Source organism: Streptomyces sp. NPDC058457 (assembly GCF_042720695.1).
Taxonomy (GTDB): domain Bacteria; phylum Actinomycetota; class Actinomycetes; order Streptomycetales; family Streptomycetaceae; genus Streptomyces.
In genome coordinates, this window is the sequence record NZ_JBHXLU010000145.1 from 1 (window position 1) to 19,092 (window position 19,092).

The window sequence follows — 19,092 nt, forward strand, 5'->3', positions numbered from 1 at the left end:
TCTACCACCCGAACCCGCAATCCGTGTTGGTTGTGTGTGGGGTGGGCGGGTTTTTTTTTATACCCCAGCGGCGGTGACCCGCGGGGTGGGCCCGTCGGATCACGTCTTTGGCGCGGGTGCCAGTCCGGAACTTGGAACGGTCAGGCGGGTCGGGTGCCGAACAGGTAGAAGTTGCTGATGTCGATCACGAACGGAACTCCGAGGGCGGGGAAGCGCGCGATGATGGCTTGTTTGTAGGCCTCGCCGTCGTCACCGAGAAGCTCGCTGGCTACCCGCAAGTACTCGGCGTTCTCGGCGAGAACGGCCGGTCCTGCGGGCAGCCCGTGTCCGGGCAGGATCGTGTCGTAAGCCGGGTCGGCCGCCAGCGACTCCAGGATGACCTGCCAGCGGGCGATGTCGTCGTTCCCGACGAACAGGTGAGTGTGGTGGTACACGAGGTCCTGTGCCACCAGCACGCCGTGCTCGGGCAGCCGGATCAGCAGTTGGTCCGTGGTCTCACCGCCGGAGACGGCTTCGAAGACGAACGGAACACCGTCTATCACCTCGGTACCCGGGGTGATCAGATCGGTGGGGGCCATCTCCGCTGCCGGGATCGGAACACCGTTCAGGTCCTGCAGATCACCCCGCGCCGCCATCTGTTCGCGCACGATCTCCAGCGCGTGAATGGGCACGTTGAAGCGGCCGGCGCCCTGGAAGTGATCCGGGTGCGCATGGGTGACGATGAGGCGGTCCAGCGGTTTGCCGAGCCCCTTGGCGTATTCGACAACCTCGTCGGCGTCCGCGACGTTGACCTGGCCGTCCACCGCGACGAGCAGGCTCGGGGTCTCGATCAGCTGGGTGGTGACGTTCAGGCCGCTCTCGGGGGCCATGTAGCTGTGCACCCGTACGTTGCCCTTGTCAACGATGGTGATGGTGCCTCGCATTGCTCTGCTCCTTACTAAGGTTCCGTCGGTGATTCGTTGCGGTCGGAGGTCATGAAGCGGCTGACCGACAGAGGCCTGATCCGAGGTGTCTTCACAGGCAGGCAGACCGCTGGGGCAGGAGAACTGGTCAGTCGACGCATCCATGGACGCAGTGGTGATCGACAGCCCGTCGGGCTCGACACGAACGCCCCCGGAAGAAGATCCGCCCATCTTCATTGGGCAGTGTCTTTCACTGGACGAGCGGTTGGATCGTGGGTCGGTGCACGTGGTCCCGGGGCAGGAGCGCTTCGCCGAGCATGCGCCAGTAGGGCATCGCGGACTTACCCGGCTCGATCCCGATGACCTGCACACCGACGTGGTCCGCGCCGGCCTCGACGTGGGCACGCAGCTTGGTGACGATGGTGTCGAGGTCGCCCCAGAAGACGAGATCGTCGACGAGCCGGTCGCTGCCCCCGTTGGCGATGTCCTCCTCGGAGTAGCCGAGGCGGCGGAACTTCGCCAAGTTGAACGGGGTGTTGAGATAGGTGTGCAGGTGCTCGCGTGCGATCGCCCGGGCTTTGTCGGGGGCGGACTCGAAGAGCACGGCGTGCTCGACGCCGAGGAACGCGTCCGGCCCGAGGATCTGCCGCGCCTGCCGTGTGTGTGCCACGTTGACCTTGTACGTGTGCGCGCCGGAAGAGCGGTCACGAGCCATTTGGAGCATCTTCGGCCCGTACGCGGCCAGGACGCGGCGCATCGGCGCCTTCGGCGCCGGATTGGGGGTCGTCAGCGCATCGAGCTCGTCGAGGTACGCGTTCATCGCCGCCAGGGGCGTGGTTGTTGCCGGGGGTGAGCCACTGACCCCGAGCCCGAGCACGTGGCGGTCGGGGTAGGCATCGGCCAGGAGCAGGGCGGCGCCGTGGGTCCACCGGGCATCGCGCGACCAGATCCGCGCGATGCCGTTGACGATGTTGATCCGCTCGGTGCAGGCGAGCAGATAGCCGGCGTGCGTGAGCGCCTCGCGGCCGAACAGCTCCGGAATCCAGAACGCCCTCCAGCCCTGCTCCTCCAGCTCCTGGATCGACGCCCGCATCTGCGCGGCAGGCTGGAACTCGAAGTCGAAGGTCCAGACCCCGAATGTCCCAAGATCCCGGCCGTCAATGCTGCCCATCGAGTTCCTCCTGGCGCGCGTCGTCGTGTCGGCCCTTCGCCGCAGGCATTGGCTCCGCGTCCGCCAGGAACGCCAGCACGCGGGCTGCGAAGTCGTCGGGGCATTCGAGCTGCGGCATGTGACCGACACCAGTGAACAACTGGGTCTCGGCGTGCGGGAACACCCGGTGCGCGGTTTCGAGATTGGCCGCCGGCACGATGCGATCGCGGTCGCCCCAGATGACCAGGGTCGGGCGAGGATGCTTCGTGACGGCGGCGGCCAACTGTGCGCGCCATTCCGGCTTGATTCCGCGGACGGTGGCGAGCGCACGGGTGGTCTCGAGAACCACCGTGCCTGTATCCGGCTGGCCGGCGATGTCCATGGCGTGCTCGATCCGCGCCCCAGTCGCGAGCGTCCGGTCGGTGAAGATCAGGCGTTCGGCCATGCGCGCGCCGCCACGTGTGGTCCGTCGGGTCATGAGCTCGCCGAAGACGGGCAGGGCGAGCAGCCGCAGCGGAAGTGCGACCTTCGCGCCGAAGCCGGCGCTGTCGACCAGCACCAGGCTGGCGACCCGCCCCGGATCCAGGGCGAGCAGCTGCATGGCGACTGCGCCGCCGAGCGAGTTGCCGACCACGTGCAGCGGTCGCCGCTCGCCGAGGGTGTCGAGCGTCTCGAGAACGCCGCGTGCCAGGACCTCCAGCGTGGTGGGCTCGGGCACCCGGGCCGAGAACCCTGAGCCGGGAAGATCGAGCGCGATCACCCGGTGGGTGTCTGCCAGGCGGGCATACTGCGGAGCCCAGTCCTCGAGGCTGCGGCCGATCCCGTGCAGCAGCAGCAGTGGCGGGTTCGCCGGATCTCCCACGATACGAACCCGGGTCGGCCGGCCCTGGACAGCGATCATGGTGGGCGTGGTCGTACGGCCGGTGACTGCGAGTCGACCACGGCCTGCGGTGAACTTCAGGGCGGGGTCCTCGATCGGGGCCTTGGTCAGCCGGTCGCGGTCGGGCGCGTAGCTCTGGTCAACCGTCCACGGGCCGTGCGAGCCCTGCTGCGGATACAGGTCCTTGGATCGACCGACCCAGCCGCTTTCCATGTCGAGGAACGGCCGTCGGGTCAGCGTCGGATCGTCTACGTGCGGGGTGACGGTGGCGTAGCCGTGGCTGTCCATGTGGACGAGCAGTCGGCACAGGTATTCGGCGACGAGGTCGACTTTGAGCGTCCACGAATAGTTGAGGTAGCCCATCGCGAACGCGAAGTTGGGCACGCCGCTCACCATCATCGTCTTGTAGACCATGCGGCTGGGGAGGTCGACCGGCTCACCGTCGACTTCCAGTGCGATCCCGCCGAACGGCAGGATGCTGAAGCCGGTCGCGGTGACGATGATGTCGGCGGCGAGCTCCTCGCCCGACGCGAGCAGGATCCCCCCCTCGGTGAACCGCACGATGCGATCAGTGACGACCGAGGCGTCGCCGCTCGAGATGGCCTTGAACATGTCGGCGTCCGGGACCACACAGAGCCGCTGGTCCCACGGGCCGTAGTGCGGATTGAAGTGAGTATCCACCTCGTACCCTTTGGGAAGCACCATGGTGTTCAGCCTGCGGATCAGGCGGCGCATCTGCTTCGGGAAGCGTTGGCTGAGGTTGTACAGCAGCTTCATCCTGTTGATGTTGATCCTGCGGGTGATCCGGTACGCGACGGGGCTCGGCAACAGCCGGCGCAGCGAGTTCGCGATCGGGTCCTTGCGCGGGATGGGCATGATGTATCCCGGTGAGCGCTGCAGCATCGTGACGTGGCCGGCCTTCTCGGCCAGCGCCGGCAGGAGCGTCACGGCCGTGGCGCCACTGCCGATGATCACGACCTTCTTGCCGGTGTAGTCGAGGTCCTCCGGCCACAGCTGTGGGTGCACGATCTGACCGCGGAAGTCCTCGCGCCCCTCGAAGTGGGGCGTGTGCCCGCGGGCGTAGTCGTAGTAGCCGGCACCGGAGAACAGCACGCCGCAGGTGACGTCGAACTGCTCGCCGTCACTCGCGCGCTCCAGCGTGACGATCCAGCGCGCCTGGTCGGACGAGAAGTCTGCGCGGACGACCTTGTGCCCGAGGTGCAGGTGGCGAGCGAGGTCGTTCTCGGCGACCGTCTCGTGCAGGTAGTCGAGGATCTCGTCGCCGTTGGCGATCGCGTTGTCCCTGGTCCACGGCTTGAACTCGAAGCCGAAGGTGTGCAGGTCGGAGTCGGACCGGATGCCGGGGTAGCGGAAGAGGTCCCAGGTCCCGCCGATCGAGTCGCGACTGTCGACGATCGCGAAGGTCCGGTCCGGCTGCTTTCTCTTCAGGTGGCAGGCCATGCCGATGCCGGAGATGCCGGCGCCGACGACCAACACGTCGACATGCCCGAACTTCGTGGTCGTCGCGGCGTCGGCGCTCATGCCAGTGTCTCCGTCTGTGTCGTCATCAGCGTCACGAGGTCCGGGACGACCGAGATGTCGGGAACCGCGAGGAAACCCGGGCGTTCGAAGGCCGGGTCGGGGTACTCGTAGTAACCCCTGCCGGTCTGCAGCCCCAGGAATCCGCGGTCGAGGAAGTGCGTCTTGATGTAGTCGGCGTTGGCGTTCATCTGCGCGTCGCCCCGCACACTCCCCCAGTAGGTGAGGACGTTGTGACACGTCTCCATGCCGATCATGTCGATCATGCCGAACGGCCCGACCTTGGCTCCTGTGAGGAGGTACGTGCGGTCCACGTCCTCGTGTGTGGCAACGCCGTTGGTCACCAGCGTCTGCGCGGCATTCAGCAGTGGGACGACCCAACTGTTGGCGACATAGCCGTTCTGCTCCTTGCGGAGGGCGATCGGCACCATCCCGATCTCCACGGCGAACTCCGTCACCGCAGTGAGCGTTTCTCGCGAGGTCCGGGCGTGCGGCATGACCTCGGTGTAGTTCATGGCCCAGATCATGTTGGCGAAGTGGAGTGCGCAGAACTTGTCCGGACGGCCGGTGGCCGATGCGAAGTCACTCGGCAGCAACGTCGAGGAGTTCGTCGCGATGAGCGTGTCCTTGGGGAGAAGCTCGGCCATCTCCTCGTAGACCGCGGTCTTCACCTGGGGGATCTCCGGCACCGCCTCGATCACCAGGTCGGCCTCCGCGACTGCGGCAGCCAGGTCGGTGCCGTAGGTCAAGCGCTGTCGCGTGGCGGTCATGTCCGCGTCGCTGGCACCGACCTCGGCACGGTAGATGGCGGCGTACTGATCGTGCGCGGCCCGGCAGCGGTCGATGGCGTCCTGCGCGATGTCGTATACCGCGACGGTCTTGCCCTTGAACGCGCTGTGCCAGGCGATCTGCCCACCCAGGACGCCTGCTCCCAGGACGGTGAGCTTCTCGAGAGACGACATGACTGGCAGTTCCTTTCGTCTGCTTTAGCCTCTGACCTCAACTGCCGCCAGCGTGCCAGCACGACGATCGCGAGTCCTTGACTTCACACGACGAATGGTTAACATTTCACGACAATGGCGAATCTTACGAGGGGCACCGCGCTGCTCGCGTTCGAGGACCTGGTATCGACCCTCGGTGGCGATGCCGGGGCACTGATGCGCGCACATGGCATCGACCCCGCAACGGCGGGGGACTACGAGCACTTCATCAGCTACACCGCGGCGGCATCTGTGATCGGTGCTGCGGCGCAGGAGCTGGACTGCCCGGATTTCGGCATGCGTCTGGCGCGCAGGCAGGACATCAAGATCCTGGGTCCGGTCGCGGTCATCATCCGCCACTCGGAGACCGTCGCTGACGCAATCGAGGGCGTCTCGCGATACCTGTACAACTGCGCACCCGCGGATGTCACCGAGCTCCGGCGCGGACCGCGAGCGGCGGCGTTCACCTTCGCCATCACCCTGCGGCAGCTCCCGCACCGCGATCAGATGGTGGAGAAGGCCCTCGGCGTGGCGATGGACGCTTTCCGCCTGATGGTCGGTGACGACTTCGTCCCGCTCAAGGTGACCATGCAGCACCGCCGTATCTCACCGCCCGAGACATATCAGGAGATGTTCGGTTGTCCCATCGAGTTCGGAAGCGACGTGAACTCGATTCATCTGCCGAACCATGTGCTGGCCAGGCCGATTCGTGGACGAGATGCCGCGGCGCTGACCCTGGCGGAGAACTACCTCGCTCAGGTCAGGCCCGACCGTGAGTTCGCCGACCATGTCCATGAGCTGATCCAACGGTTGCTGATGGTCAACCAGGCCAGCCTGACCGTCGTCGCCCACGAGATGGCCCTGCATCCGCGCGCCGTCCAGCGCACGCTCGCCCAGTCGGGCACGTCCTTCGAGAAGATCCTCGACGACGTGCGGCGCACCATGGCCTGGCAACTCGCCGCGACCGGGATGCAGGCATCGCAGATCGCGACCATGCTCGGCTATTCCGAGCAGAGCAGCTACTCCCGAGCCTGCCAGCGCTGGTACGGCGAGTCACCGAGCAAATTGGCCGCGCGCCGGCGGGACAGGACAACGACGGCCTAGACCTGGCCCAGACCGGTCAGCCTTCGGTGTACAGGACGATCTTGCCGATCGTCTCGCGCTCGGCGACCAACTCCAGTGCCATGGCTGCGTCGTGCATCGGGAGTTGATGACCGATGGTCACCTCAAGGGCTCGCTGGGACGCGAGCTCGAAGAGGCGGTCATTGAGCGCACGGACCTGCTCGGCGTTCTTGCCGATCCCCCAGCCGCCGAAGAAGACGCCGACCACGGACGCGTTCTTCAGCAGCATGAGGTTCGTCGCGACCTGCGGTATGCGACCGCTCGTGAAGCCCATCACGAGGAGGCGGCCGAGCGGTGCCACGCAGTGTGTGAGCTCGTCGAAGACGTCGCCTCCGATCACATCGAGGACGACGTCGGCGCCACGCCCTCCGGTGAGGCCCTTGACCGTGTCGCGCAGACTCCCGTCGCTGTAGACAACGGCGTGGTGCGCCCCGGCTTGGAGGGCCAACCCGGCCTTCTCACGGCTGCTGACCGCGGCGATGACCGTGGCGCCAAGGCTCAGGCCGAGCTGCACCGCGGCTGCGCCGACCCCACCGGTGGCCCCGGTCACGACGAGCGTCTCGCCGGGCTGCAGGCCTCCTCGGACCGAGAGGGCGAAGTAGGCCGGGTTGTAGGTGAGACGGAAGGCCGCCCCTTGGTCGAACGCCATGTCGGCAGGCAGACGCACGAGCGTCGACCGCTCGGTGACGATCTCTTCGGCGAAGGCTCCGAAGTAGTTCAGGAACGAGACGCGCTCGCCGACCAGGAAGTCCGTGACGCTCTCGCCGACCTCGGTGACCACCCCGGCCCCGCACGCGCCCGGCACGTACGGGAGGTCGGGTTTGAGCTGGTAGAGGCCCCGGGCCATGAGGTTGTCCATGAATCCGACGCTCGCCGCGCGCACGGCCACCCGCACGTCCTCGGGCCCCAACTCGCGCTGCAGCCGGGAGAGCCACTGCAGGTCGCTCACCGGCCCGAAGGCCGAGCAGACCAGGCCCTGGTGTGTGATGGGCACGGTCAGCCCTTCGCCGGCACGGATGCGGGCGCAAGGCCGACGAGGGACCGGTACTCGGCGTGATCAGGGATGTCTCGTCCGAGAAGCCTGGCCAGGTCCTTGGCCGTCTCGAACATCTGCAGGTTCGACTGGACGAGGTCGTCGCGGTGCGGCCAGTTCCATATGGTGTCCTCCATGCCGACCCGCACGTGGAGGCCGAGGGCAGCCGCGGCGGTGACCAGGTACGTCGACGCGCGGCCGGCGGCACAGACGAGGATCGTCGCCTCGGGGTCGACCTCGCGTATCGCCGAGGAGAGGTGGAGCAGCCCCTCGAAGGCCTGCCTCGGGGTCGTCATCGGGCTGCATCCCGGAAGGGCCGGCAGCAGACACCAGTACGCACCGGACTGCATCAGGCCCGACTTGAAGAGCAACCGGTCCGCGTTGCTGATGTCGCCGTCCGTGTAACAGGCGATGATCGGCTTGGCGCCGCTCTCCAGGATCAATCGCGCCTTCTCGAGGATGACCGGGATCGGCTTCGCGAACAGCGCGTCGCCGACATAGGTCGCCGCCGTGTTGAGCGGTACCGCGTCGAGGAGCCCCGTTGCGAGGACCTCCTTCATCTGTTCCCACTCGCCGTCCAGCGCCGCCACGAGACATCCGTCGACGGCGAGGTCCGGGAACTCCTTCTTCAGCGGAACGATCACCTCGCGGAACCGGTCGGCACTCAGCGTGTTGTAGCCCTTGTCATCGCGAACGTGGATGTGCACGGTGCTCGCACCTGCTGCGGCGACAGCGCGAGCCTCCTCGTAGATCTCCTGCGGGGTGATCGGCTGGTTCGGGTTCTGCTCGTGCTGGAAGAAGGCTCCGGTGATCGCGACCGACACCGCCATCTGGCGGGGCACGTCCCAGCGGGGTGAGACCTCACCCTCGAAGAAGCTGGAGCGGTTCGGGTCGCTCACGGTCGGCAACCCGTAGGGGCGCCAGATCATGCGGTGGTTCTCTCGCTCAAGGCCTCGCTGGACGCGGTCCCAGTTGACGGTGTTCATGGTGGTCCTCCTCGGGTGACGTGCCGCTGTCGACGGCTGGGTGGTGGTAGCGGTGGTGGTGAGAGTGGTCGTATCCATCCAGGCGCGAAGCGCCTGTGTCGCCGTGGTTCCTGTCGCCGATGCGATGGAGGCGCGCACCTCGTTGCGCACCGTTCGGCGATCGAGCTTCCCGGTCGTCGTGCGTGGCAGGTTCGGGCCGGCGCCTGTCCAGAACGGGCGGAACGGGCGGCCCATGTCGCCCTCGATGGCCGCACTGACCTGCCGCGCCAGGACATCGGTGTCCGCTCCCGGTGCGGACTCGACGACCACGATCAGGACGCTGTGCCCGTCAACGGTCGCGTCGACGGCAACGCATGCGGACGTCCCATCGGTGGCAAGGGCCACGTCCTCGATCTCGCTCGGGCCGACGCGGCGGCCGGCGATCTTCAGGACCTCGTCCGCCCGGCCCTTCACGAACCATCCCGTTGATGTCCGCATGGCCAGGTCCTCCTGCGACCACACGCCGCCGCCGAACCGGCGGAAGTACCCGTCGAGACCGTACGGCGTGTTGAAGACCTCGATCGCTCGTCCTGGCCAGCTGTTGCGGGCGACGAGCACTCCCAGGGAGTCGCTCACCGATCTGCCGAGGTCGTCTACGACGTCCGCGTCCACGCCGAGCGCCGGGCCACCGAAGCCGGTCTTCGGAGGAACGTCGTAGGGAAGAGTGGCCAGCAGACACGTCCCGACTTCGGTCCCGCCGCAGAGGTTGATGATCGACGGGCGGTTGCCGGACAGGCTCCGCTCCACCGCCGCCCATGCCTCGGAGCTGAACGGCTCCCCGGCCGCCGCGATGATCCGCGGGCGGAGCCCGTACGCCTCGGGGCCGTGAGCGACCGAGGCCAGGAAGCTGGGCGATCCGCCGAGGACCGTCACATCGGAGAAGTCCGCGTGCCTGCTGATGGTGGCTGCCGGATTCCCGTCGAGCAGCGTCAACTCGGCGCCGCCGGCCAGTGCACCGAACAGAGTGAAGGAGCCGACGACCCAGCCGGGATCGGCGGGCCAGAGCACACGATCGCCCTCCCTCAGATCGAGGTGCAGCCGCCACTCGGAGGCAAGCTGGTGGGCGTATCCCGCGTGGGAGAGGACGACGCCCTTGGGGAGCCCGGTCGACCCGGAGGTGAACAGGACGATCGCGGGCGCGCCCGACGGCAGGGCCGCCGGTGCCCACGGAGTCCTGCTCGTGGTCAGCTCAGCGACATCCCAGGCCGCGGGGTCACCCGGCTGCGTCGTCCCTCGGGTGTTGAGCGTGATCACTCCGAGCCGGGGCAGGGTGCCCACGGCGGCACGAACCGGCGCTGCGATGTCGTACTCGGTGCCTTTGCGCCACGTTGTGCCCTGGACGAGGATCAGATCGGGCGCGCCTGCCTCGACCCTGTCGCGCAGGGCGCCCGCGCCGTATCCCGAGAAGAGCGGCAGGCAGGACGCGCCCGCGGCGAGGATGCCGAGGATGGCTGCCGAGCCGCACCAGTGCGGTGCGGCGACCAGGCCGACCCTGCTGCCGGGCCCGATGCCCAGTGCCCGAAGGCGGTGGCAGATCTCCGCTGCGGCGGCCCGAAGCTCTGCCCGCGTCAGCCGAAGGGCCGCGCCGTCTTCGCTCAGCCAACGCAGAGCCGGCAGCCTCTCGGGGTGGGACTCGCTGAGCGCCCACGCGGCGATGTTCGTCCGACCGCCGGGGAACCAGGACTCCGGGCCCGTCGGGACGGTCCCACGAACGCTCTCGTAGGGCGTGGTCCACTGCGGCCCGTACAGGCGCGACACCGCGGCCCAGAACTCGTCCGGCTGGGAGACCGACCAGTCGCGCATCTCGTCGAGCGGCACACCGACCTCGGCGGCGAGGCGTGCGACGTTCGTGCTCACGACTGGTCCTCTTCGGGAGCCCACAAGCCGGGGAGGCGGGACCAGAGGTCCGGCGGGGGACGGCGGACACTGAGAACGGCGGCGCGCCACGCCTCGTACATTCCGGGCGAGAGTTCGGCGACCCATCCGGTGTGTGCGCGGAGGCCGGCGTCGAGATCCTCGCTCTTCTCAAGCTGTCTGAGCAGACCCGAGGAGAGCGCCTCCTCAGCGGTGAACCCCGCCGAAAGGCCGCGCCAGAGGAACTCGGGACCACTTCGTTCGAGGCTCGACCCCGTGGGCATGATCCCGAACTTCCATTCGGGCCAGTGGAACGTGGCCCGTTCGCTGCCGATAACCCAGTCACAGTGAGTGACGATGTCCGCGGCGTACCCGTAGACGGGACCGTCGACGACGGCCAGCGTCGGCACAGGACAGGTGGCGAAGGCTTGCAGAAGCTGAAGCGATTCGAGCTGGAGCTGTCCGAGTGCCTGGGCTCCGCCCGCCGCCTTCCTGGCCTCGATCATCTTCATGTCGTTGCCGGCACTGAACACCGGTCCACGAGCGCGGAACACCAGCACGCGGCTCGGCGGTTCCGGTTGGGTACGCACAAGCGCGAGAAGCGCGTTGCGCATGTCGTCGTCGATGGCGTTGCGGCGCTCTTCGCGGTCCAGGGTGACCACGAGCGCGCCCTCGAGAAGTTCGCAGTCCAATGATGACAATGGCCCGGCCTTTCAGAAGACGCCGACCAGTCGGTATGTCCGGTACGGGTGTGACTTCGGCTCCACGATCGTGACACTTCGGCGCCCCACGGGCTTGGCTTCAGGCGACCAATTCTTGACATCAGACGACTACGGGCCGTTCGTGCCGGAGACTTGGGGCTGGTGGAAGACCGTGGCGGCCGGCCGCGTCACGGGCGCAGTCGAGGCGACGCCATGTGCGGTCCCTGCGCGGGCGATCGGGGACTGACCCGTTCGCGGTCCCCGACGTCCGCCACGCCGCGGGACCGACCGGGTACGGCCTCACATCACCGCGATCACGACCGCGTCCCCCGCATCGAACGGGTACGTCTGGTCGACGACGGGCCGGAGGACTCCTGCGATCTCATCGAGCCGAGCGCTGTTGGCGCCAGTCGGCCCTCTGGACAAAACTATACCCGAAAGTATAGTTATCGGTGATCGCATCACGATCGGAGGCGCAATGCCAGTCACGGCGCATGACCCGGAAGTGATCAAGGGGCTCGACGCGCGTTTCCAGGAACGCCGCGGTCAGGTTCCCGTCCTGGCCCGGCGGGCCGAGGCGGAGGGGATCACGACGATCCGCTCGCCTGAGGACATGCTTCCGCTGCTCTTCCCTCACATGACGTACAAGAGCTACCCAGAGTCACTGATCGTGAAGGGGCACTGGGCCCAGATGAACCGATGGCTCGACTCACTGTCGACTCACCGGGTCGGCGACGTCGATGTGTCCGGTGTCGAGGACGTCGACGGATGGATCGAGCGGCTGGAGGCGTCGGGGCATCTCGTGGCGAGTTCGAGTGGCACCAGCGGCAAGGGCTCGTTCCTCAACAAGACCCGCGCGGATCGCAAGGCCTCACTGGGGGACTTGATCTGCTGTCTTCGCGCGCTCGGTCTGCCCCCGGATCCGTCGTGGCACGTCCTGCCCATCGGACCGGACACGCGAATCAGCCAGCACGTCGCCGTCCGTGACCTGCTCATCTCCTCCTACGGCCGACCGGACGCGATTGCGTTCCCTCGCGGCAACGCGCCGGCCGGACCGTACGGCTACATGGCCCGCCTCGCCGCGATGCGCCGCGCGATGGCCGAGGGCGCGGCCGCTCCCGATGAGGTCGCGGCATTCGAGGCGGAGTCGGCGGGTCGTCAGGCCGAGACCGAGCGGCGCCTTCGCCACTTTGCCGAGCAGCTGCTCATGCGACGCTCCGAACGCGTCTTCTTCAACGCGACCCTCCCGTTGCTGTATCGGCTGTGCGAGATCCTCAGGGAACTCGGCGCGTCCGATGGGGACCTCACCGGCCGGAACGCGCTGATGGCCGGCGGCGGGCTGAAGGGTATGCGCCTGCCGCCCGACTACCGGGAGCAGATTTTCCGACTGCTGAACATCGAGCCGAGCCGGTTCCTGCATTACTACTCCATGCAGGAGTTGAACGTCCGGCTCGCCAAGTGCCCCGCGGGTCGTTACCACGTACCTCCAGAACTCACACTCTTCGTGCTCGACAAGGAGGGCGAGTCTCTCGCGCCTGTCTCGGATGGCCAGGTCGAGGGCCGGGCCGCCTTCTTCGACATGACGGTCGACGGGCGGTGGGGCGGAACGATCTCCGGCGACAAGATCATTGCCGACCTCGGAGTCTGTCCCTGCGGCCGGCCCGGATCGACCGTCTTCGACGAGATCACCCGCTACTCCGATCTCCCTGACGGGGACAAGATCACGTGCGCGGGCACCATGGACGCCTATGTACGCGGTTTCATCGAGGACTGAGAGGGGTGGCCATGAACACCACAGCGCCCGTCTCCTCGAAGATCCGGGTACCGCACTTCGTACAGGGCCGCCTGATCTGGGGTGAGGACACCGAATACCTCTCACGTGACTTCAACGTGCCGTTTGTCACGCCGAAGCTCGAACTCAACGGGCTCTTCGAGCCGCGCACCCGGCCCGGACCGGCCTTCGACGTCCCGGTCGCCGAGATCATCGACTACCTAGTCGAGATCGGTGAGCACCTCACCCTTGAGAAGAACTCCCACCTCCAGGAATCGCTTGAGATGACCCTGAGGGTGAGTGCTCTGCCACGTCGCATCATCGAGAACACCTTCCGCCGACCGGGGCAGTTCCTCACCCGCGAGGCCCTCGAATACCGCATCGAGCGCACCTTCGGTGGCCCCGACGTCCTGGACGGCTGGGTCGAACACACGGACCCGAACGGCCGGGTCAGCCGGGTCCGTGCCTTTCCCCCACGGCTGGTCCACATGCTTGCCGGGAACTCCCCGAGCGCGGCCATGACCTCGATCGCCGACGCCGCACTCGTCAAGGGTGTGAACGTCTTCAAGATGCCTTCCGCCGATCCGTTCACCACCGTCGCCGTACTGCGCACCATGGCCGATATCGACCCCGATCACCCCGTGCTCCGCTCGATGTCCGCGGTGTACTGGCGCGGCGGCGACGCCCGGGTCGAAGGCGTCCTGTACCGCTCCCAGTACTTCGACAAACTGGTCGCCTGGGGCGGCGGCCCGGCCATTGAGAACGCCGCGAAGTACGCCGGTCCCGGCTTCCAGCTGATCTCCTTCGATCCGAAGGTCTCGATGGCCGTCATCGGCAGAGAGGCCTTCGCCTCCGAGCAGACTCTGCGCGAGGTGGCCGACCTGGCGGCGGCGGACGCGACCGTCTTCAACCAGGACGCCTGTGTTGCCGCTCGCCACATCTGTGTCGAAGGCACGACCGAGCAGGCCGACCGATTCTGCGCCCTGCTGTGCGAACGGCTCGGTGTCGAACGCGACTTCGCCTCCGCCGCGGGTCCGAAGACGCCCCGGGACATCCGCGAGACGGTCGACGGCCTGCGCTTCCTCGATCCCGAGTACCGGGTCTGGGGCGGTTACGACGGCCGGGGGCTGGTGGTGCGCTCGCCCGAGCCGGTGGACTTCCATCCGGAGAACAAGACCGTCAACGTCATCCCCATCGGCTCCGTCCTGGACGCTGCGGCCTTCGCGACCGTGGCCACCCAGACCGTGGGCGTCTACCCGGGGGATCGCAAGACTGAACTGCGGGACCCGATGGCGACCGCGGGAGTGCAGCGGCTGGTGAAGCTCGGCAGCGCCCTCACCGGCAGCATCGGCAACCCGCACGACGGTATGTACCCGCTGCACAGGTTCGTCAACTGGGTGGCTGACGACGATGCCTGAAGCCATGAGGACGCGCCTGTTGGGCCGGTCCGGGCTGCGCGTCAGCGAGCTCTGCCTGGGGACGATGACGTTCGGTACCGAATGGGGATTCGGTACCGAGGAGGACACCTGCCGCGAGATCTACACGGCCTTCCGTGAGGCGGACGGCAATTTTCTGGACACCGCCAACGTCTACAACGACGGCACGAGCGAGGAAATCGTCGGACGCCTGATCTCTGCCGAACGCGACGCCATCGTGCTCGGCACGAAGTTCACTCTGCCGACCGGCAGATCCGATCCGAACTCCGGCGGCAGCCACCGCAAGAGCCTGCGGCACAGCGTAGAGGCCAGCCTGCGCCGCCTGCGCACCGACTACGTAGATCTGCTGTGGGTTCACGCGTGGGACGAGTGCACCCCTACCGAGGAGACGCTGCGGGCACTCGACGATCTCGTCGGTTCCGGCAAGGTCCTGGCCATCGGCGTCAGCAACACCCCCGCCTGGGTCGTCGCCCGCTCCCAGGCCATTGCCGAACTGCGTGGCTGGACCGCCTACTGCGGCATGCAGATCGAGTACTCCCTCGCCGCCCGGTCCCCGGACCGCGAACTTCTTCCGATGGCCAGAGCCCTCGGCCTCACGGTGACGGCCTGGAGCCCTCTGGCCCGAGGGCTCCTGACCGGCAAGGGAGCAGGCCCACGGCTCTCCAGCTCCCGGCGACAGGCAGTGGACGCCGTCAGGGAGACCGCTGCCGAGACCGGGGCCACGCCCGCGCGTGTCGCCCTCGCCTGGCTCCTGCGGCAGGGCCTTGTCCCAGTACTGGGAGCACGTACTCTCAAGCAGGCCCACGACAACCTCGGCGCACGGAGCCTGCGACTCGACGACGTCCAGATGGAACGCCTCGACGCCGCCACACGCGTCAGGCACGATTACCCCCAGGAATTCCTGCACGACCGCCGCAGTGTCCTGTCTCCCGCAGCGCTTGGGGAGAGATCCGTGGGGTCTGTTCCCGCAGGAGACGAGTGAACGGAGCGCACCGGCGGATTCGCCCCCGGCCACCGCCCGTTGTGCGCCGTGTCCCGGCTCGTGATCGTCATCGGTGCGATCCGCCCGAACTCGCCTGTCGGCCCAGGGGCATTTCACGGTGGCTGCGAAGGCGGCCGGTGCCGGTCGGCACAGCCAGCCGACCGGTCTGATCATCGCGTTTCTCTGCCGACTGATCGTGAGCCGGTGCTCCAGGTCTGGCAGACTGAGATCATGTCTGGTACAGGTACCCGGCCGCGTTCCCCTCGCGGCGGCCGCCCCACCCGGGGCCAGGCGGCCCAACTCGAACAGGACATCCGCGCGCACGCGCTGGCGGTGTTCCTGGAACAGGGTTATGAAGCAACCAAGATGGATGCCATCGCGAGCGCGGCCGGGACCACCAAAGCAACGCTGTACGCCCGGTTCTCCAGTAAGGAGGCGCTCTTCCAGGAGGTGGTCCAGTGGGCGATCGTGCAGCCGGACTGGCCCATTCGGGAATCGGAGCCGCCGGACCTGGACGACCTTGAAGTCGCGCTGCGTGCTGTCGCGCAGGCTGCGGTCCGCCGTGCGCTGCACCCGTCGATGGTGAAGTTGGCGCGCATCGCCATCGCCAAGGCCGACCGCTTCCCCGACCTCGCCCGTCAGACATACGCCGCACCAACCTTTCCGAGGAGGCGATTCGTCGTACAACTGCTTGAGCGGCACGCGGCCACCGGGGCGATCGCCCTTCCTGGTGACACCGCGATGCTCGCCGAGCTGTTCCTCGGGCTCGTCGCGAGCGTGCCGGCCCGGCTCGCGTCGCTCGGCATCCTGCGAGAGCCAGAGGTGCAGGAGGAACACACCGAACTCGCCGTGCAAGTCTTCCTGCGCAGCCTTCATCGCTGCTGACCGCCGGACATGTTCGCCGAAGGTCTTGTCTCGGCAGCGAGAGGCTCGCCCGTGAGCCAGAACGGCGCGCTCAGCTGGGACCCCGATGATGCTCATTTCGCGCCTGATCCGTGGCCGACCTACCAGCGCATGCGAGAGTGACCTTCACCGCAAGATCCTCGCGGGCGTGTTTACCCCGCGCGGCATCAGCACACTCGAATCGCGGGTGCGGCACCCTCCCCGGGCCGGGTAGTTCATACCGCAGGTAGCGTCCTGGCCTCGAACCCCGATGACGTGCTCGGCATGAGGCATGCTCACTTGGTGGTGACGGTGACGGAGATTTCGGCCGGCTCGCACCCCGGGGCACTGGCGGTGAGACGGATCTGGCCTGCCCCGGTCGGGCGCAGGACGGCCAGGACGCGGCCCTGGTAGGTGTGGCGCTGCTTGGCGTCGAAGCGTTCCTCGGTCGAGGGGTCAGCACTTCCGAACCCGAGCAGAGCGCCCTGCCCGGTGACCTCGACACTCACCAGCCGGTCGGCCCCTGTGTGCAGGGTCCCGTCGGAGTCCGTCAAGGTCAGGGTGACGTACACGAGGTCGCCGCCCGCTGTCGTGATCACCGGCCGGTCGGCCTCGGCATGCAGCAGGACCGGGCCGGTGGCCGACCGCAGGATGCTGCGGCCGGTCTCTGTGCCGTCACGGTAGGCGATCGCCAGGAGCTCGCCCGGCTCGTGGAGGGTGTCGAAGGCGGTGCGGAAACGGTGGTGCTCGCCAACGGGCCGGCGCCCCAGGAAGCGGTTGTTGACGAAGAGCCCCACCTCGTCGGCGTCGCTGTAGACCTCGACGACGACGGGCGAGCCTTCGAAGCCGGGCCAGGTCCAGCTGGAGACGGTGTCGCTCCAGGCCCAGGGAGCTGACCCCCTGGCCTGCCCGTAATGTTCGGGCCGCTGGACGGCCAGGTACGGCTGGGTGCGGAGACCGAAGACGATCTCGCGGTAGTAGGAGGCGGGCCGGCGGTGTCCAGTGATGTCGATGTCACCGCAGCCGGCCACCAGGTAGGGATAGGGAGCGGAGAAGGCGGGGCGTGGGTTGTCCGGAGTGAGGTACTGCGGCCGGCCGATGCCGACCTCACCCAAGTAGTCCCAGCCGGTCCAGGCGAAGTCGCCGATGACGTGCCTGTACTGCTTGACCAGGTTCCAGTTGCCGTCGATGTGAGTGGTGAAGGACTCGGTGCCCAGGATGATCCGGTTGGGGAACAGCTCCCGGTCCGCGGCGTAGCGGGACTCCATGTAGTTCATGCCGGCCACGTCCAGGACCGCGAAGGACTCGGTGGTGCGCCGGCTCACCAGCTCGGAGGCACCGATCGCGTTCATGCCCGCCGCCGGGTCGGCCATCATGGTGTTGATGCCCGCGCCCTCGTCGGCCGTCTGCTGCTTCCTGGCAGCCAGGTCGGCCATCACGGCCAGCATGCCGTTGATGCCGTTGGTGACGTATCGGGTGCCGTCCAGCGAGCGGACCTTGTCGGCGAGCTTCCGACCCCACGCGGCTCCCGACGAGGACCCGACCTCGGGGATCTCGTTGCCGATCGAGTAGAGGATCACGCTGGGGTGGTTGAAGTCCTTGGCGACCATCGCCTCGATGTCGCGCTCCCACCACTCGGGGAAGCTGAGGCTGTAGTCGAACTCGCTCTTGCCCGAGGTCCACATGTCGAATGCCTCGTCCACGACGAGCATGCCGAGTCGGTCGCAGGCGTCCAGCATCACCTTGCTCATCGGGTTGTGGGACATCCGGATCGCATTGAACCCGGCGTCCTTCAGGATCTGCACCCGCCGCTCCTCGGCGCGGGCGAACGTCGCCGCGCCCAGGACACCGTTGTCGTGGTGGACGCACGCTCCACGCAGTTTCACGCTCTCGCCGTTGATCCGCAGGCCGCGGTGGGGGTCCAACTGCAGCGAGCGAATGCCGAAGGTGACGTTGTCAGCGTCCACCTGGCCATCCCCGTCGCTCAGGACAACGTTCGCGCTGTGGAGAGCGGGTGTATCCGGGCTCCACAACAACGGATCCTGCACGTAGAGACGCTGACGCACCGTTGCCGGCTCGCCGGGCAGCACCGTGATCCTGGAGATGTCGGTGGCGGCCACGGTCCCAGATCCGTCGCGGACCTCGGTGGTGACGTCGAGGGTTCGGATCGAGATCGAGTCGTTCTCGACCCTGGTCCTCACCTCCACAACTGCCTGCTCGGCGTCGATGTCGGGAGTGGTGACGCGGATGCCTTCGGGGGCGATTCGTACCAGGTCACCGACCAGCATCCAGGTGTCACGGTAGATACCCGCGCCGGTGTACCAGCGCGAGTCGCGGTGACTGCGGGCCTCGACCTTGATCTCGTTGTCCTGGCCGAAGCGCAGGAATCGGTCGGCGTCGATGTGGAACTGGGAGTAGCCGAAGGGGCGTTGCCCGGCGTAGTCACCGTTGATGTGCACGGTCGCATCGCGGTACACGCCCTCGAACTCAAGGATGATCCGCTTGCCCCGGTGTTCATCTGCGACGTAGAAGGTCTTGCGGTACTCGAAGGTCCCGCCGGGGAAGTAGGCCCCCGCCCCGCCTTCCATCCCGATCTCGCCCATCGGCGCGACCCGCTCCCGTTCGATCATCGCGTCGTGCGGCACGGTCGCCGGTTGGAACGGGGCCGTGGTGCCGCCCAGTTCGGCGAAGGGGTTCACCTTGGGCCGGGTCTGCCAGCCGTCGTTGAAAGAAATGCGGAGCACGAGTCCCTCTTCGTTCGTATCCGTTGTACAAGGTCTGCGGTCGCCCGCATTTCCGGGCCGGCCTCGCGGCACCGAGGCCGGCCCGGAAATG

General features: G+C 67.4%; 13 protein-coding genes. 5 read left to right on the forward strand and 8 right to left on the reverse strand.

The genetic code is table 11. The annotated features are described in order from the left end of the window. Positions 1-140: 140 nt before the first annotated feature. From ACFWPS_RS51835 to ACFWPS_RS51850, 4 genes are all read right to left on the reverse strand, one after another. Entirely contained in the window at positions 141-923 is a 783-nt protein-coding gene (locus ACFWPS_RS51835; RefSeq protein WP_383720942.1) for an MBL fold metallo-hydrolase, read from the reverse strand. Between the two features lie 229 nt (positions 924-1,152). Next, positions 1,153-2,073, reverse strand: coding sequence for a TIGR03620 family F420-dependent LLM class oxidoreductase (locus ACFWPS_RS51840; RefSeq protein WP_383720945.1), 921 nt, complete (start codon positions 2,071-2,073; stop codon positions 1,153-1,155). Beyond that, a complete protein-coding gene (locus tag ACFWPS_RS51845; RefSeq protein WP_383720948.1) occupies positions 2,060-4,474 on the reverse strand; it encodes an alpha/beta fold hydrolase in 2,415 nt (804 codons plus the stop codon). Before ACFWPS_RS51845 ends, ACFWPS_RS51840 begins: the two co-directional genes overlap by 14 nt. Continuing rightward, a complete protein-coding gene (locus ACFWPS_RS51850) occupies positions 4,471-5,433 on the reverse strand; it encodes a 3-hydroxyacyl-CoA dehydrogenase (RefSeq protein WP_383720950.1) in 963 nt (320 codons plus the stop codon). Before ACFWPS_RS51850 ends, ACFWPS_RS51845 begins: the two co-directional genes overlap by 4 nt. Before the next feature lie 114 nt (positions 5,434-5,547). On the opposite strand from ACFWPS_RS51850, the gene ACFWPS_RS51855 reads away from it, so the two are divergent. Continuing rightward, positions 5,548-6,555 (forward strand): AraC family transcriptional regulator, encoded by a 1,008-nt coding sequence (locus tag ACFWPS_RS51855; protein WP_383720953.1) that lies wholly within the window; start codon positions 5,548-5,550, stop codon positions 6,553-6,555. Positions 6,556-6,571: 16 nt separating this feature from the next. Here the strand turns inward: ACFWPS_RS51855 and ACFWPS_RS51860 are convergent, their stop codons facing one another. From ACFWPS_RS51860 to ACFWPS_RS51870, 3 genes are read right to left on the reverse strand one after another with little or no spacing between them, the layout of a single operon-like run. Next, entirely contained in the window at positions 6,572-7,567 is a 996-nt protein-coding gene (locus ACFWPS_RS51860) for an NADPH:quinone oxidoreductase family protein (protein ID WP_383720956.1), read from the reverse strand. Between the two features lie 2 nt (positions 7,568-7,569). After that, a complete protein-coding gene (locus ACFWPS_RS51865; RefSeq protein WP_383720959.1) occupies positions 7,570-10,488 on the reverse strand; it encodes a 3-keto-5-aminohexanoate cleavage protein in 2,919 nt (972 codons plus the stop codon). After that, entirely contained in the window at positions 10,485-11,147 is a 663-nt protein-coding gene (locus tag ACFWPS_RS51870; protein ID WP_383720961.1) for an enoyl-CoA hydratase/isomerase family protein, read from the reverse strand. Before ACFWPS_RS51870 ends, ACFWPS_RS51865 begins: the two co-directional genes overlap by 4 nt. Before the next feature lie 517 nt (positions 11,148-11,664). Between ACFWPS_RS51870 and ACFWPS_RS51875 the strand changes: the two genes are divergently transcribed. The 4 genes from ACFWPS_RS51875 to ACFWPS_RS51890 all read left to right on the forward strand — a co-directional run bounded on the left by ACFWPS_RS51875 (position 11,665) and on the right by ACFWPS_RS51890 (position 16,260). Continuing rightward, positions 11,665-12,960, forward strand: a complete 1,296-nt coding sequence (locus ACFWPS_RS51875) for a hypothetical protein (RefSeq protein ID WP_383720963.1) — start codon at positions 11,665-11,667, stop codon at positions 12,958-12,960. A gap of 11 nt (positions 12,961-12,971) precedes the next feature. Next, on the forward strand, positions 12,972-14,375 hold the full coding sequence (locus ACFWPS_RS51880) for an acyl-CoA reductase (RefSeq protein ID WP_383720966.1): 1,404 nt from the start codon (positions 12,972-12,974) through the stop codon (positions 14,373-14,375). A gap of 4 nt (positions 14,376-14,379) precedes the next feature. Then, positions 14,380-15,375 (forward strand): aldo/keto reductase, encoded by a 996-nt coding sequence (locus tag ACFWPS_RS51885; RefSeq protein ID WP_383720969.1) that lies wholly within the window; start codon positions 14,380-14,382, stop codon positions 15,373-15,375. Positions 15,376-15,579: 204 nt separating this feature from the next. Next, entirely contained in the window at positions 15,580-16,260 is a 681-nt protein-coding gene (locus tag ACFWPS_RS51890) for a TetR/AcrR family transcriptional regulator (RefSeq protein ID WP_383720972.1), read from the forward strand. Between the two features lie 293 nt (positions 16,261-16,553). Here the strand turns inward: ACFWPS_RS51890 and ACFWPS_RS51895 are convergent, their stop codons facing one another. Continuing rightward, positions 16,554-19,001, reverse strand: coding sequence for a glycoside hydrolase family 2 TIM barrel-domain containing protein (locus tag ACFWPS_RS51895; protein WP_383720975.1), 2,448 nt, complete (start codon positions 18,999-19,001; stop codon positions 16,554-16,556). Positions 19,002-19,092: the final 91 nt, after the last annotated feature.